Below are 14,305 nucleotides of genomic sequence, written 5' to 3'. Positions count from 1 at the left end.
CGCGGAGGAGCGGGGCCCACCCCCGCCGCCTGCACCCCCAACTGCCTGTACGAGACGGAGTGGCAACGGATGCAGCACGCAGTGGGATCTCCGCTGCCGCCGCCCCATCAGCCGGGGCACCAGCCGCACACCGGCTGGCCGTCGGCCGCCCAGCCCCCGGGCGAACCCCCCGCGCCGGGCTCCGCCCCGCCCCCGGGCTTCCCGCCCCCCTCTCCCGGCGTCCCCCCGGGCCGGCAGTCACCGCCGGTTCCGCCCGCACAGGCACCGACGGCGTATCCCGGGCCGCACCCGCAAGCGCGGCCGCCGGCCCCGGCCCGGTCCGCCGCCCCCGGGCACCCGCCGCCCCCGGCACCCGACGGCACCGGTCATGTGCACCTGCCCCCGGGCGCCCCCTTCGGTGTGCCGACCCCGGCGCCGACCGCCACCGCGGTGCCCGATCCGACGACCACCACGCTGGCCGTCCTGCTGATCGGACCCGCCGGCGCGGGCAAGACCAGCGTCGCGAAGTACTGGGCGGACCACCGCCGCGTGCCCACGGCCCACGTCAGCCTGGACGACGTCCGCGAGTGGGTCCGTTCCGGCTTCGCCGACCCCCAGTCCGGCTGGAACGACCACTCCGAGGCCCAGTACCGGCTGGCCCGCCGCACCTGCGGCTTCGCCGCGCGCAACTTCCTGGCGAACGGCATCTCCTGCATCCTGGACGACGCGGTCTTCCCGGACCGCCCGGTCGTCGGCCTCGGCGGCTGGAAGCGCCACGTCGGCCCCGGCCTGCTCCCGGTCGTCCTGCTGCCCGGCCTGGACATCGTCCTGGAGCGCAACGCGGAGCGCTCCGGAAACCGCCGCCTCACCGACGAGGAGGTCGCCCGCATCCACGGCCGCATGGCCGGCTGGTACGGCTCGGGCCTCCCGATCATCGACAACTCCCAACTGGACGTCCCCGGCACGGCGCGGGTCCTGGACGAGGTCCTGGCGAGGGCGATAGCGAGCCCCCCGAACTGGTGATCGCGGGGGAGCCGGCCCGTTTCGAGGGGCGCGGGGCCGTGTCGTACGCGGTTTCGCCGCGCGGGTGTACTCGATCACGCCCCGCCCGCACCCGGCCGCGGAGCGGAACGCCTCCGCGAACCCCACTCGGCCCCCCTGAATCGGCACAAACCGCATAAAACTCCTACGCTCATCTCATGTCAGAGGTGTACGCGAACCGCCGATCCCGCCTCCGGGACCACTTCAACGCGGCCGGCACCGCGGCAGCGCTCGTCACCCGCCCCGCCAACGTGCGCTACCTCGCGGCCGCCGCCCCGCACGGCGCCGTGCTGCTCCTCGGCAGCCGCGAGGACCTCCTGGTGTGCGCGGTCCCGCCCGACGACCGTCCCTTCGAGGGCCGCCCGGACGACTCCCTGCGGGTGCAAATCCTGCCCGCGCGGGACGGCGACACCGCCGTGACCGCCGCCGGCCTCGCCCGGGGCCAGGGCGCGGACTCCCTCGCCGTCGAGGAACACCATCTGACGGTCGCCCGGCACCGGGCCATCGCCGCCGCCGCCCCGGCCCTGCGCCTCGCGGACGTCGGATGCGCCGTGGAGCAGCTCAGGATCGTCAAGGACGAGGAGGAGATCTCCTGCCTGCGGATCGGCGCCGAGATCGCCGACCAGGCCCTCGGTGAGCTGCTGGAGTCCATCCTTGTCGGCCGCACCGAGCGGCACCTTGCCCTGGAGCTGGAGCGCCGCCTGGTCGACCACGGCGCCGACGGCCCGGCCTTCCCCACCTCCGTCGCCACCGGCCCGAACTCCGGCCGCCGCGGCCACCGGCCCACCGACCGGCGAGTGGAGGAGGGCGACTTCCTCTCGGTGTGCCTCGGAGCGACCTACCGCGGCTACCGCTGCGAGATCGGCCGTACGTTCGTCATCGGCACCTCGCCGGCGGACTGGCAGATCCAGCTGTACGACCTGGTCTTCTCCGCCCAGCGCGCCGGTCGCGAGGCGCTCGCCCCCGGCGCCGCCTACCGCGACGTGGACCGCGCGGCTCGCCATGTGCTGGACTCCGCGGGCTATGCGGAGGCCCTTCCGCCGCTCACCGGTCACGGTGTCGGACTCGAAATCGACGAGGACCCGCAGCTGGCCCCCGCGGCCATGGGTAAACTGGACGCTTGCGTGCCGGTCACCGTCGAACCGGGGGTCCACCTCCCGGGCCGGGGCGGTGTCCGGATCGATGACACGCTCGTCGTGCGCCCCGAGGCGGACGGCGGACCCGAGCTACTCACCATCACGACCAAGGAGCTGCTCGCGCTGTAGCGCGTGACCCGGGGTCGTACGTCAGTCCAGGAGATTCCGCAACCGTGGCTTCCACGAACGACCTCAAGAACGGCCTGGTGCTCAAGCTCGAAGGCGGCCAGCTCTGGTCCGTCGTCGAGTTCCAGCACGTCAAGCCCGGCAAGGGCCCGGCCTTCGTGCGCACCAAGCTCAAGAACGTGCTCTCCGGCAAGGTCGTCGACAAGACCTTCAACGCCGGTGTCAAGGTCGAGACCGCCACTGTCGACAAGCGCGACATGCAGTTCTCGTACATGGACGGCGACTACTTCGTCTTCATGGACATGGAGACCTACGACCAGCTGATGGTCGACCGCAAGGCCGTCGGCGACGCCGCCAACTTCCTCATCGAGGGCTTCACCGCCACCGTGGCCCAGCACGAGGGCGAGGTGCTCTTCGTGGAGCTGCCCGCCGCCGTCGAGCTGGTCATCCAGGAGACCGAGCCGGGCGTCCAGGGCGACCGCTCCACCGGTGGCACCAAGCCCGCCGTCCTGGAGACCGGTCACCAGATCCAGGTTCCGCTCTTCATCACCACCGGTGAGAAGATCAAGGTCGACACCCGTACGAGCGACTACCTCGGCCGGGTGAACAGCTAACCGTGGCTGCCCGCAACACGGCCCGCAAGCGCGCCTTCCAGATCCTCTTCGAGGGCGACCAGCGCGGCGCCGACGTCCTGACGGTCCTCGCCGACTGGGTCCGGCTCTCCCGGTCCGACACCCGGCAGCCGCCGGTCAGCGAGTACACGATGCAGCTGGTCGAGGGGTACGCCGAGCACGCCCGGCGCATCGACGAGCTGATCGCCCAGTACGCGGTCGGGTGGACGCTCGACCGGATGCCGGTCGTGGACCGCAACATCCTGCGGCTGGGCGCGTACGAGCTGATCTGGGTGGACGAGACCCCGGACGCCGTCGTGCTGGACGAGATGGTGCAGCTGGCGAAGGAGTTCTCGACGGATGAGTCGCCCTCGTTCGTCAACGGCCTGCTGGGGCGGCTCAAGGAGCTGAAGCCGTCGCTCCGCCGGGCCTGACCGGAAAGACCGCCTGGAGGGGCGCCGGGCACCTGTCCTCGGACAGGGCCTCGCGCCCCTTCGGCGTGGGTGCCCCGGCCCGCGCCGGGACGCCGGCCGGGGCAGTCTTACGGAAACGCCGCCGGGGTGGCCCGAACCGTCTGGTTCGGGCCACCCCGGCGACACGTTTCTGCTCGCTTTCGCGCTGAGCCCTACGCCGTCACGCCTCTTCGTGCGTGGCCACCGCGCGGCGGGCGTCCGCGTCCAGGACGCCCCAGCTGATCAGCTGCTCGGTGAGGACGGAGGGGGACTGGTCGTAGATGACGGCGAGTGTGCGCAGGTCGTCCTGGCGGATGGAGAGCACCTTGCCGTTGTAGTCGCCGCGCTGGGACTGGATGGTCGCCGCGTAGCGCTGCAGGGGGCCCGCCTTCTCGGCCGGCACCGTGGCCAGCCGCTCCAGGTCGAGGACCAGCTTCGGCGGCGGCTCGGCGGCACCGCCGGGCGTGGTGCCCGGCAGGAGCTCCTGCACCGGGACGCCATAGAAATCGGCCAGCTCGGCAAGGCGCTGCACGGTCACGGCACGGTCGCCGCGCTCGTACGAACCCACCACCACGGCCTTCCAGCGACCCTGGGACTTCTCCTCGACACCGTGGAGGGAAAGGCCCTGCTGGGTGCGGATGGCCCGGAGCTTGGCCCCGAGCTGTTTGGCGTATTCGCTGGACATATAGCTCCCCGGACACTGTGTCGACGCGGCCGGCTGTCTTCCCGCCGCGCGTTTTGGTAACTCACTGTGAGGTTACGCAGCGTGATTCTTCTGCGTCAAGCCGAATGGGCCACCCCGACGCTTCCGTGGTAGTCATGGCGCGTTGGGCCAAGGGGGTGAACCAGAGCGGTCCCTGCGACCTGCTACCGTGGATGGCGCAATTCCGACGTCCTTTAAGGTCCGTCCCGTGAGGCGGAGAAGGAGGTCCGTTTTCTATGGACACGCACGCCCATCTGTCGGCAAGCGATGCCCGGCCCGTTCTGGAGGGCCCCGACATCGCACGGGTACTGACCCGTATCGCCCACGAGATCGTCGAGCGCGCCAAGGGCGCCGACGACGTGGTTCTCCTCGGCATTCCCACCCGGGGCGTCTTCCTCGCCCAGCGGCTGGCCGCCAAGCTCGAGCAGATCACCGACCGCGCCATCCCGGTCGGCTCCCTCGACATCACCATGTACCGCGACGACCTGCGCATGCATCCGCCGCGTGCGCTGGCCCGCACCGAGATCCCCGGTGACGGCCTCGACGGCAAGCTGGTCGTCCTCGTGGACGACGTGCTCTTCTCCGGCCGTACCATCCGCGCCGCCCTCGACGCCCTGAACGACCTCGGGCGCCCGCGCGCGGTCCAGCTCGCGGTCCTCGTCGACCGCGGCCACCGGGAACTGCCGATCCGCGCCGACTACGTCGGCAAGAACCTCCCCACGTCGCTGCGGGAGACGGTCAAGGTCCAGCTCGCCGAGGAGGACGGTCGCGACACCGTGCTGCTCGGTGTGAAGCCGGCCGACCAGTAGCAAGCCGGGCGCACCAGGGTCGCTCCGGCGTACCCACCCGCGCCCGGGTTTGCCTCAATCCTCCCGAACTGCCCTACGGAGCCTGACAGATGCAGCGTCATCTCATCTCGGCCGCCGACCTCACCCGCGACGACGCCGTCCTGATCCTCGACACCGCCGAGGAGATGGCCCGGGTCGCCGACCGGCCGATCAAGAAACTGCCGACCCTGCGCGGCCGTACCGTCGTGAACCTCTTCTTCGAGGACTCCACGCGTACCCGGATCTCCTTCGAGGCCGCCGAGAAGCGCCTGTCCGCGGACGTCATCAACTTCTCCGCCAAGGGATCGAGCGTCTCCAAGGGCGAGTCCCTGAAGGACACCGCCCAGACCCTGGAGGCGATGGGCGTCGACGCCGTCGTCATCCGGCACGGCGCCTCCGGCGCGCCCTACCGCCTGGCCACCTCCGGCTGGATCGACGCCGCCGTGATCAACGCGGGCGACGGCACCCACCAGCACCCCACCCAGGCCCTGCTGGACGCCTTCACCATGCGCCGCCGCCTGGTCGGCCGCGACGCCGGCCTCGGCCGGGACCTGGCCGGCAAGCGCGTCACCCTGGTCGGCGACGTCCTGCACAGCCGGGTCGCCCGCTCCAACGTCGACCTGCTGCACACCCTCGGCGCCGAGGTCACCCTGGTCGCCCCGCCCACCCTGATCCCGGTCGGCGTCGAGTCCTGGCCCTGCGAGGTGTCGTACGACCTCGACAGCACGCTGCCCAAGTGCGACGCGGTGATGATGCTGCGCGTGCAGCGGGAGCGGATGAACGCCGCCTTCTTCCCGACCGAGCGCGAGTACTCCCGGCGCTACGGCCTCGACGGCGAGCGCATGGCCAGGCTGCCCGAGCACGCCATCGTGATGCACCCCGGCCCCATGGTGCGCGGCATGGAGATCACCGCCGAGGTCGCCGACTCCGACCGCTGCACCGTCGTCGAGCAGGTCGCCAACGGCGTGTCCATCCGCATGGCCGTCCTGTACCTGCTGCTCGGCGGCAACGAGCCCGCCGCCGCCCCCATCCGCACTGAGGAGAAGTGACCGACATGAGCAAGATCCTGATCCACGGTGCGAAGGTGCTCGGCGGCGAGCAGCAGGACGTGCTGATCGACGGCGAGACCATCGCCGCCACCGCCCGGCAGGGCGGGATCGACTGGAGCGCCACCGGCGTCAGCGCCGAGGACGTCGAGGTGATCGAGGCCGAGGGCAAGGTCCTGCTGCCGGGCCTGGTCGACCTGCACACGCACCTGCGCGAGCCCGGCCGCGAGGACTCCGAGACCGTCCTCACCGGCACCCGCGCGGCCGCCACCGGCGGCTACACGGCCGTGTTCGCCATGGCCAACACCTTCCCCGTCGCCGACACCGCGGGCGTCGTCGAGCAGGTCTGGCGGCTCGGCAAGGAGCACGGCTACTGCGACGTCCAGCCCATCGGCGCCGTCACCGTCGGCCTGGAGGGCAGGAAGCTCGCCGAGCTCGGCGCCATGCACGAGTCCGCCGCCGGGGTCACCGTCTTCTCCGACGACGGCAAGTGCGTGGACGACGCGGTGATCATGCGCCGTGCCCTGGAGTACGTGAAGGCGTTCGGCGGCGTCGTCGCCCAGCACGCCCAGGAGCCGCGGCTGACCGAGGGCGCCCAGATGAACGAGGGCGTCGTCTCCGCCGAACTCGGCCTGGGCGGCTGGCCCGCCGTCGCCGAGGAGTCGATCATCGCCCGCGACGTCCTGCTCGCCGAGCACGTCGGCTCCCGCGTCCACATCTGCCACCTGTCGACCGCCGGCTCCGTCGAGATCGTCCGCTGGGCCAAGTCCCGCGGCATCCAGGTCACCGCCGAGGTCACCCCGCACCACCTGCTGCTCACCGACGAGCTGGTGCGCACCTACAACCCCGTCTACAAGGTCAACCCGCCGCTGCGCACCGAGCGCGACGTCATGGCGCTGCGCGAGGCCCTCGCCGACGGCACGATCGACATCGTCGCCACCGACCACGCCCCGCACCCGCACGAGGACAAGGACTGCGAGTGGGCCGCGGCCGCCATGGGCATGGTGGGTCTGGAGACCGCGCTGTCGGTGGTGCAGGAGACCATGGTCGACACGGGTCTGCTGGACTGGGCCGGCGTCGCCGACCGGATGTCCGCCAAGCCCGCGCGGATCGGACAGGCCGCCGGACACGGCCGTCCCGTCTCGGCCGGTGAGCCTGCCAACCTCATCCTGGTCGACACGGCATACCGTGGCCAGGTGGACCCCGCGGGCTTCGCCTCGCGCAGCCGCAACACCCCCTACCAGGGGCGCGAGCTGCCGGGCCGTGTGACGCACACGTGGTTGCGGGGCAAGGCCACGCTCGTCGACGGGAAGCTCACGTGACACCTGTAATCCTGCTGGCCGAGGCGGAGAAGTCGGCCCCGGTCACCGACTGGCCGGCGCGCATCGGCTGGCTCGTCGGACTCCTGCTCTTCATCGCGCTCGTCTACTGGCTGATGCGCGAGGGCTGGAAATGGCGCGCCACGCTCCAGAGCGACATCCCGGAGCTGCCCGGCGTGCCCGAGGACCCCGGCCCGGTGAGACTGGCCATGAGCGGCCGCTACCACGGCTCCACCACCGCAGGGCAGTGGCTGGACCGCATCGTGGCCCACGGCCTGGGCACCCGGAGCCTGGCCCGGCTCACCCTCACCGACGCGGGCCTGGAGGTCGAACGCCCCGGCGCCGACGACTTCTTCATCCCCGCCACCGCCCTGCGCGAGGCCCGGCTCGACAAGGGCATCGCCGGCAAGGTCCTCACCGAGGGCGGACTGCTGGTGGTGACCTGGGCGCACGGCGACAAACTGATCGACTCCGGCTTCCGCTCCGACCACGCGGCCGAGCACCCCGAATGGGTCGACACGCTCAACCACATGATCAACGACACGGAAGGCGCACGATGACGACCTCCACCAGGGGAGCCGCGAAGACTCCCGCCGTACTCGTCCTGGAGGACGGCCGCATCTTCCGCGGCCGCGCCTACGGGGCCGTGGGGGAGACCTTCGGCGAGGCCGTGTTCTCCACCGGCATGACCGGCTACCAGGAGACCCTCACCGACCCGTCGTACGACCGCCAGATCGTCGTCGCCACCGCCCCGCAGATCGGCAACACGGGCTGGAACGACGAGGACGACGAGTCGGGCCGCATCTGGGTCTCCGGCTACGTGGTCCGCGACCCCGCGCGCGTGCCGTCCAACTGGCGTGCCAAGCGCTCCCTGGACGACGAGCTGGAGCGCCAGGGCGTCGTCGGCATCTCCGGCATCGACACCCGCGCCCTCACCCGCCATCTGCGCGAGCGCGGCTCCATGCGCGCCGGCGTCTTCTCCGGCGAGGCGATCGCCGCCGAGCCGGAGCTGCTGGCCCGCGTGCAGGCCCAGCCGCACATGAAGGGCGCGAGCCTCTACGAGGAGGTCGCCACCAAGGAGGCGTACGTCGTCCCCGCGGTCGGCGAGAAGAGGTTCACCGTCGCCGCCGTCGACCTCGGCATCAAGGGCATGACCCCGCACCGGATGGCCGAGCGCGGCATCGAGGTGCACGTCCTGCCCGCCACCGCCACCGCCGAGGACATCTACGCCGTCGGCCCCGACGGCGTGTTCTTCTCCAACGGCCCCGGCGACCCCGCCACCGCGGACGGCCCGGTCGCCCTGATGACCGCCGTCCTGGAGCGCAGGACGCCGCTGTTCGGCATCTGCTTCGGCAACCAGATCCTCGGCCGCGCCCTCGGCTTCGGCACCTACAAGCTGAAGTACGGCCACCGGGGCATCAACCAGCCGGTCCAGGACCGTACGACCGGCAAGGTCGAGGTCACCGCGCACAACCACGGCTTCGCCGTCGACGCGCCCCTCGACCGGGTCAGCGACACCGAGTTCGGCCGTGCCGAGGTGTCCCACGTCTGTCTGAACGACGACGTCGTGGAGGGGCTCCAGCTGCTCGACCAGCCCGCCTTCTCCGTCCAGTACCACCCCGAAGCGGCGGCCGGCCCGCACGACGCCGCCTACCTGTTCGACCGCTTCGTTTCCCTGATGGAGGGCCAGCGTGCCTAAGCGCACCGATATCCAGTCCGTCCTGGTCATCGGCTCCGGCCCGATCGTCATCGGCCAGGCCGCCGAGTTCGACTACTCCGGCACCCAGGCATGCCGCGTGCTCAAGGCCGAGGGCCTGCGCGTCATCCTCGTCAACTCCAACCCGGCGACGATCATGACCGACCCGGAGGTCGCCGACGCCACGTACGTCGAGCCGATCACCCCCGAGTTCGTCGAGAAGATCATCGCCAAGGAGCGCCCCGACGCCCTGCTGCCCACCCTGGGCGGCCAGACGGCCCTGAACACCGCCATCTCGCTGCACGAGAACGGCGTCCTGACCAAGTACGGCGTCGAACTGATCGGCGCCAAGCCCGAGGCCATCCACAAGGGCGAGGACCGCGACCTCTTCAAGGACGTCGTGGAGGAGGTCCGCCGCAAGACCGGGCACGGCGAGTCCGCCCGCTCGGTGATCTGCCACACCATGGACGACGTCCTCAAGGGCGTCGAGACGCTGGGCGGCTACCCGGTCGTCGTACGCCCCTCCTTCACCATGGGCGGCGCCGGCTCCGGCTTCGCGCACGACGAGGAGGAGCTGCGCCGCATCGCCGGCCAGGGCCTCACCCTCTCGCCGACCACCGAGGTGCTCCTGGAGGAGTCCATCCTCGGCTGGAAGGAGTACGAGCTGGAGCTGATGCGCGACAAGAACGACAACGTCGTGGTCGTCTGCTCCATCGAGAACTTCGACCCCATGGGCGTGCACACCGGTGACTCCATCACCGTCGCGCCCGCGATGACGCTCACCGACCGCGAGTACCAGATCCTGCGCGACATCGGCATCGCCGTGATCCGCGAGGTCGGCGTCGACACCGGCGGCTGCAACATCCAGTTCGCGGTCGACCCCGCGGACGGCCGCGTGATCGTCATCGAGATGAACCCGCGCGTGTCGCGCTCCTCGGCCCTCGCCTCCAAGGCGACCGGCTTCCCGATCGCGAAGATCGCTGCCAAGCTGGCTGTCGGCTACACCCTGGACGAGATCCCGAACGACATCACCCAGGAGACGCCGGCCTCCTTCGAGCCCACGCTCGACTACGTGGTCGTCAAGGCGCCCCGGTTCGCGTTCGAGAAGTTCCCGCAGGCCGACTCCACGCTGACCACCACCATGAAGTCGGTCGGCGAGGCCATGGCCATCGGCCGCAACTTCCCCGAGGCCTTCCAGAAGGCGCTGCGCTCGCTGGAGAAGAAGGGCAGCCAGTTCACCTTCGTCGGCGAGCCCGGCGACAAGGAGGCCCTGCTGCGCGAGGCGGTGCGGCCCACCGACGGCCGGATCAACACCGTCATGCAGGCCATGCGCGCCGGTGCCACCCCGGAGGAGGTCTTCGAGTACACGAAGATCGACCCCTGGTTCGTGGACCAGCTCTTCCTCATCAAGGAGATCGCGGACGAGCTGGCCGAGGCCGCCGAGCTGACCGGCGAACTGCTCGCCGAGGCCAAGCGGCACGGCTTCTCCGACCAGCAGATCGCCGAGATCCGCGGCCTGCGCGAGGACGTCGTCCGCGAGGTCCGGCACGCGCTCGGCATCCGCCCGGTCTACAAGACGGTCGACACCTGCGCCGCCGAGTTCGCCGCCCGGACGCCGTACTTCTACTCCGCCTACGACGAGGAGTCGGAGGTCGCCCCGCGCGAGAAGCCGGCCGTCATCATCCTCGGCTCCGGCCCCAACCGCATCGGCCAGGGCATCGAGTTCGACTACTCCTGCGTCCACGCCTCCTTCGCGCTGTCCGACGCCGGGTACGAGACCGTGATGGTCAACTGCAACCCGGAGACCGTCTCCACCGACTACGACACCTCCGACCGGCTGTACTTCGAGCCGCTCACCCTGGAGGACGTCCTGGAGATCGTGCACGCCGAGCAGGAGGCGGGCCCGGTCGCCGGTGTCATCGTCCAGCTCGGCGGCCAGACCCCGCTCGGCCTCTCGCAGGCCCTCAAGGACAACGGCGTGCCGGTCGTGGGCACCTCCCCGGAGGCCATCCACGCCGCCGAGGACCGCGGCGCCTTCGGCCGCGTCCTCGCGGAGGCCGGCCTGCCCGCCCCCAAGCACGGCACCGCCACCACCTTCGGCGAGGCCAAGGCCATCGCCGACGAGATCGGCTACCCGGTCCTGGTCCGGCCCTCGTACGTGCTCGGCGGGCGCGGCATGGAGATCGTCTACGACGAGACCCGCCTCGCCGCCTACATCGCCGAGTCCACCGAGATCAGCCCGTCCCGCCCGGTCCTGGTCGACCGCTTCCTGGACGACGCCATCGAGATCGACGTCGACGCGCTCTACGACGGCGAGGAGCTGTACCTCGGCGGTGTCATGGAGCACATCGAGGAAGCCGGCATCCATTCCGGCGACTCGGCGTGCGCCCTGCCCCCGATCACCCTCGGCGGCTTCGACATCAAGCGGCTGCGCGCCTCCACCGAGGCCATCGCCAAGGGCGTCGGCGTGCGCGGTCTGATCAACATCCAGTTCGCGATGGCCGGCGACATCCTCTACGTCCTGGAGGCCAACCCGCGCGCCTCCCGTACTGTCCCCTTCACCTCGAAGGCGACGGCGGTGCCGCTCGCCAAGGCCGCCGCCCGGATCTCGCTCGGCGCGACCGTCGCCGAGCTGCGCGCCGAGGGGCTGCTGCCGAAGCAGGGCGACGGCGGCGAGCTGCCGCTGGACGCGCCGATCTCCGTCAAGGAGGCCGTGATGCCCTGGTCGCGCTTCCGCGACATCCAGGGCCGTGGTGTGGACACCGTCCTCGGCCCGGAGATGCGCTCCACCGGCGAGGTCATGGGCATCGACTCGGTCTTCGGCACGGCCTACGCCAAGTCGCAGGCGGGCGCCTACGGGCCGCTGCCCACCAAGGGCCGCGCGTTCATCTCGGTCGCCAACCGCGACAAGCGTTCGATGATCTTCCCGGCCCGCGAGCTGGTCGCCCACGGCTTCGAGCTGATGGCCACCTCCGGCACCGCCGAGGTCCTCAAGCGCAACGGCATCAACGCCACCGTGGTGCGCAAGCAGTCCGAGGGCACCGGCCCGAACGGTGAGCGGACCATCGTCCAGCTCATCCACGACGGCGAGGTCGACCTCATCGTCAACACGCCGTACGGCACCGGCGGCCGCCTCGACGGCTACGACATCCGCACCGCCGCCGTCGCCCGCTCCGTGCCCTGCCTGACGACCGTGCAGGCGCTCGCCGCGGCCGTCCAGGGCATCGACGCCCTCAACCACGGCGACGTGGGCGTCCGCTCGCTCCAGGAACACGCACGGCATCTGACCGCCGCCCGCGACTAGCAGCCCCGAGGGGGACACCGGAAACGGTGTCCCCCTCTTCATGAGGACCCCCCGGTGCTCATGAGGACCCCAGAGGACTTCCCCACGATGTACAAGCTGTTCTTCCGTCTGGTCTTCAAACGGATGGACCCCGAGAAGGCCCACCACCTCGCCTTCCGCTGGATCCGGCTCGCCGTGCGCGTCCCGGTGCTGCGCACCTTCGTCGCGGCCGCCCTCGCGCCCCGCCACAAGGAGCTGCGCACCGAGGCGCTCGGACTGCGGATGCACGGCCCGTTCGGCCTCGCGGCCGGTTTCGACAAGAACGCCGTGGCGATCGACGGGATGTCGATGCTGGGCTTCGACCACGTCGAGATCGGCACGGTCACCGGCGAGCCGCAGCCCGGAAACCCCAAGAAGCGCCTGTTCCGCCTCGTCGCGGACCGCGCGCTGATCAACCGCATGGGCTTCAACAACGACGGCTCGCTGGCCGTGGCGGCCCGCCTGGCCACCCGTGAGCCCGTCTTCAGGACGGTCGTCGGCGTCAACATCGGCAAGACCAAGGTCGTCCCGGAGGCGGATGCCGTCGCCGACTACGTGAAGTCCGCCGAGCGCCTCGCGCCGTACGCCGACTACCTGGTCGTCAACGTCTCCTCGCCGAACACGCCCGGCCTGCGCGACCTCCAGGCCGTCGACCACCTGCGCCCGCTGCTGACCGCCGTCCGCGAGGCCGCCGACCGCACGGTCGCCAACCGCCGGGTCCCGCTCCTGGTGAAGATCGCCCCGGACCTCGCCGACGAGGACGTCGACGCCGTCGCCGACCTGGCCGTGGAGCTGGGCCTGGACGGCATCATCGCCACCAACACCACCATCGCCCGCGAGGGCCTCGGCCTGAGGTCCCCCGCCGCGCTGACCGGGGAGACCGGCGGCCTGTCCGGCGCGCCCCTCAAGGCGCGCTCCCTGGAGGTCCTGCGCCGCCTGTACGCGCGTGTGGGCGACCGGATCACCCTGGTGGGCGTCGGTGGCGTCGAGACCGCCGAGGACGCCTGGCAGCGCATCCTGGCCGGCGCCACGCTGGTCCAGGGCTACAGCGCCTTCGTCTACGAGGGCCCCTTCTGGTGCCGCGCGATCCACAAGGGCCTCGCCGCCCGCCTGCGCACCAGCCCGTACGCCACCCTCGCCGACGCGGTCGGCGCCGATGTGAGGAAGCCCGCATGACTTCGCTGGAGCCCTTCGGCGCCCGGCTGCGCCGCGCCATGGACGAGCGCGGCCCGCTGTGCGTCGGCATCGACCCGCACGCCTCCCTGCTCGCCGCGTGGGGCCTGGACGACGACGTGGCCGGACTGGAGCGGTTCAGCCGTACCGTCGTGGCGGCCATGGCCGACCGGGTGGCCGTGCTCAAGCCGCAGAGCGCGTTCTTCGAGCGGTTCGGCTCGCGCGGCGTCGCCGTCCTGGAGAAGTCGGTCCAGGAGGCGCGCGAGGCCGGCGCCCTGGTCGTGATGGACGCCAAGCGCGGTGACATCGGCTCGACCATGGCCGCGTACGCCGAGGCGTTCCTGCACAGGGACGCCCCGCTGTTCTCCGACGCGCTGACCGTCTCGCCGTACCTCGGCTACGGCTCGCTGAGACCGGCCGTGGAGCTGGCCAGGGAGAACGGCGCCGGGCTGTTCGTGCTGGCGCTGACCTCCAACCCGGAGGGCGGCGAGGTGCAGCACGCGGTGCGCGCCGACGGCCGGGGCGTGGGCGCGACCATGCTGGCCCACCTGGCGGCCGAGAACGCGGGAGCGGAGCCGCTGGGCTCCTTCGGCGCGGTCGTCGGCGCCACGCTCGGCGACCTGTCCGCCTACGACCTGGACATCAACGGCCCGCTCCTCGCGCCCGGCATCGGCGCCCAGGGCGCGACCCCGGCCGACCTCCCGGGGGTCTTCGGGGCGGCCGTACGCAATGTCGTGCCGAACGTCAGCCGGGGCGTGCTGCGGCACGGACCCGACGCCGGGGCGCTGCGCGCGGCGGCCGAACGCTTCGCCGAGGAGATCCGGGCGGCCGTCGACGGAGCCTGAGGCACGCCTTCGGGTGCTCGGTCGGGCGG

13 protein-coding genes are annotated in these 14,305 nt (G+C 71.6%); 12 read left to right on the top strand and 1 reads right to left on the bottom strand.

Annotation, left to right across the window (positions count from 1 at the left end):
• The first annotated feature begins 69 nt into the window (after positions 1 to 69).
• The 4 genes from VT52_RS04180 (at position 70) to nusB (ending at position 3,327) form a co-directional block, all read left to right on the top strand.
• Positions 70 to 1,002, top strand: coding sequence for a Pro-rich N-terminal domain-containing protein (locus tag VT52_RS04180; RefSeq protein WP_079174819.1), 933 nt, complete (start codon positions 70 to 72; stop codon positions 1,000 to 1,002).
• 176 nt (positions 1,003 to 1,178) lie between these two features.
• Positions 1,179 to 2,285: an aminopeptidase P family protein gene (locus VT52_RS04175; protein WP_046423693.1), complete on the top strand. Its 1,107-nt coding sequence runs from the start codon at positions 1,179 to 1,181 to the stop codon at positions 2,283 to 2,285.
• A 44-nt stretch (positions 2,286 to 2,329) separates the two neighbouring features.
• On the top strand, positions 2,330 to 2,896 hold the full coding sequence (gene efp, locus VT52_RS04170) for an elongation factor P (RefSeq protein WP_046423694.1): 567 nt from the start codon (positions 2,330 to 2,332) through the stop codon (positions 2,894 to 2,896).
• 2 nt (positions 2,897 to 2,898) lie between these two features.
• A complete protein-coding gene (nusB, locus tag VT52_RS04165) occupies positions 2,899 to 3,327 on the top strand; it encodes a transcription antitermination factor NusB (protein ID WP_046423695.1) in 429 nt (142 codons plus the stop codon).
• A gap of 199 nt (positions 3,328 to 3,526) precedes the next feature.
• Here the strand turns inward: nusB and bldD are convergent, their stop codons facing one another.
• Positions 3,527 to 4,030 (bottom strand): transcriptional regulator BldD, encoded by a 504-nt coding sequence (gene bldD, locus VT52_RS04160; protein ID WP_014671524.1) that lies wholly within the window; start codon positions 4,028 to 4,030, stop codon positions 3,527 to 3,529.
• 254 nt (positions 4,031 to 4,284) lie between these two features.
• On the opposite strand from bldD, the gene pyrR reads away from it, so the two are divergent.
• The 8 genes from pyrR to pyrF all read left to right on the top strand — a co-directional run bounded on the left by pyrR (position 4,285) and on the right by pyrF (position 14,276).
• On the top strand, positions 4,285 to 4,857 hold the full coding sequence (pyrR, locus tag VT52_RS04155; protein WP_046423696.1) for a bifunctional pyr operon transcriptional regulator/uracil phosphoribosyltransferase PyrR: 573 nt from the start codon (positions 4,285 to 4,287) through the stop codon (positions 4,855 to 4,857).
• Between the two features lie 89 nt (positions 4,858 to 4,946).
• The gene (locus VT52_RS04150) at positions 4,947 to 5,924 is read left to right on the top strand and encodes an aspartate carbamoyltransferase catalytic subunit (protein ID WP_046423697.1); all 978 of its coding nucleotides are present in this window, start codon (positions 4,947 to 4,949) and stop codon (positions 5,922 to 5,924) included.
• A gap of 5 nt (positions 5,925 to 5,929) precedes the next feature.
• Positions 5,930 to 7,243 (top strand): dihydroorotase, encoded by a 1,314-nt coding sequence (locus tag VT52_RS04145; RefSeq protein ID WP_046423742.1) that lies wholly within the window; start codon positions 5,930 to 5,932, stop codon positions 7,241 to 7,243.
• Positions 7,240 to 7,800: a PH-like domain-containing protein gene (locus tag VT52_RS04140; protein ID WP_046423699.1), complete on the top strand. Its 561-nt coding sequence runs from the start codon at positions 7,240 to 7,242 to the stop codon at positions 7,798 to 7,800. The genes VT52_RS04145 and VT52_RS04140 overlap by 4 nt, the downstream gene beginning before the upstream one ends.
• Positions 7,797 to 8,939, top strand: a complete 1,143-nt coding sequence (carA, locus tag VT52_RS04135) for a glutamine-hydrolyzing carbamoyl-phosphate synthase small subunit (RefSeq protein WP_046423701.1) — start codon at positions 7,797 to 7,799, stop codon at positions 8,937 to 8,939. Before VT52_RS04140 ends, carA begins: the two co-directional genes overlap by 4 nt.
• Positions 8,932 to 12,240: a carbamoyl-phosphate synthase large subunit gene (carB, locus tag VT52_RS04130; RefSeq protein ID WP_046423703.1), complete on the top strand. Its 3,309-nt coding sequence runs from the start codon at positions 8,932 to 8,934 to the stop codon at positions 12,238 to 12,240. Before carA ends, carB begins: the two co-directional genes overlap by 8 nt.
• 87 nt (positions 12,241 to 12,327) lie before the next feature.
• Positions 12,328 to 13,434 carry a quinone-dependent dihydroorotate dehydrogenase gene (locus tag VT52_RS04125; RefSeq protein ID WP_046423705.1) on the top strand — a complete coding sequence of 369 codons (1,107 nt, stop codon included), beginning with the start codon at positions 12,328 to 12,330 and terminating at the stop codon, positions 13,432 to 13,434.
• Positions 13,431 to 14,276 (top strand): orotidine-5'-phosphate decarboxylase, encoded by an 846-nt coding sequence (gene pyrF, locus VT52_RS04120; RefSeq protein ID WP_046423707.1) that lies wholly within the window; start codon positions 13,431 to 13,433, stop codon positions 14,274 to 14,276. The genes VT52_RS04125 and pyrF overlap by 4 nt, the downstream gene beginning before the upstream one ends.
• The last annotated feature ends 29 nt before the right edge of the window (positions 14,277 to 14,305 follow it).

It is taken from the genome of Streptomyces malaysiense (genome assembly GCF_000980885.2).
Classification (GTDB): domain Bacteria; phylum Actinomycetota; class Actinomycetes; order Streptomycetales; family Streptomycetaceae; genus Streptomyces; species Streptomyces malaysiense.
This window is presented reverse-complemented; position numbering and strand designations above follow the sequence as displayed.

Coding starts and splice junctions, on each gene's coding strand:
- carA (WP_046423701.1), top strand. CDS start 7,797: ATGACGACCTCCACCAGGGGAGCCGCGAAGACTCCCGCCGTACTCGTC.
- VT52_RS04180 (WP_079174819.1), top strand. CDS start 70: ATGCAGCACGCAGTGGGATCTCCGCTGCCGCCGCCCCATCAGCCGGGG.
- VT52_RS04175 (WP_046423693.1), top strand. CDS start 1,179: ATGTCAGAGGTGTACGCGAACCGCCGATCCCGCCTCCGGGACCACTTC.
- bldD (WP_014671524.1), bottom strand. CDS start 4,030: ATGTCCAGCGAATACGCCAAACAGCTCGGGGCCAAGCTCCGGGCCATC.
- pyrR (WP_046423696.1), top strand. CDS start 4,285: ATGGACACGCACGCCCATCTGTCGGCAAGCGATGCCCGGCCCGTTCTG.
- VT52_RS04145 (WP_046423742.1), top strand. CDS start 5,930: ATGAGCAAGATCCTGATCCACGGTGCGAAGGTGCTCGGCGGCGAGCAG.
- VT52_RS04125 (WP_046423705.1), top strand. CDS start 12,328: ATGTACAAGCTGTTCTTCCGTCTGGTCTTCAAACGGATGGACCCCGAG.
- pyrF (WP_046423707.1), top strand. CDS start 13,431: ATGACTTCGCTGGAGCCCTTCGGCGCCCGGCTGCGCCGCGCCATGGAC.
- VT52_RS04150 (WP_046423697.1), top strand. CDS start 4,947: ATGCAGCGTCATCTCATCTCGGCCGCCGACCTCACCCGCGACGACGCC.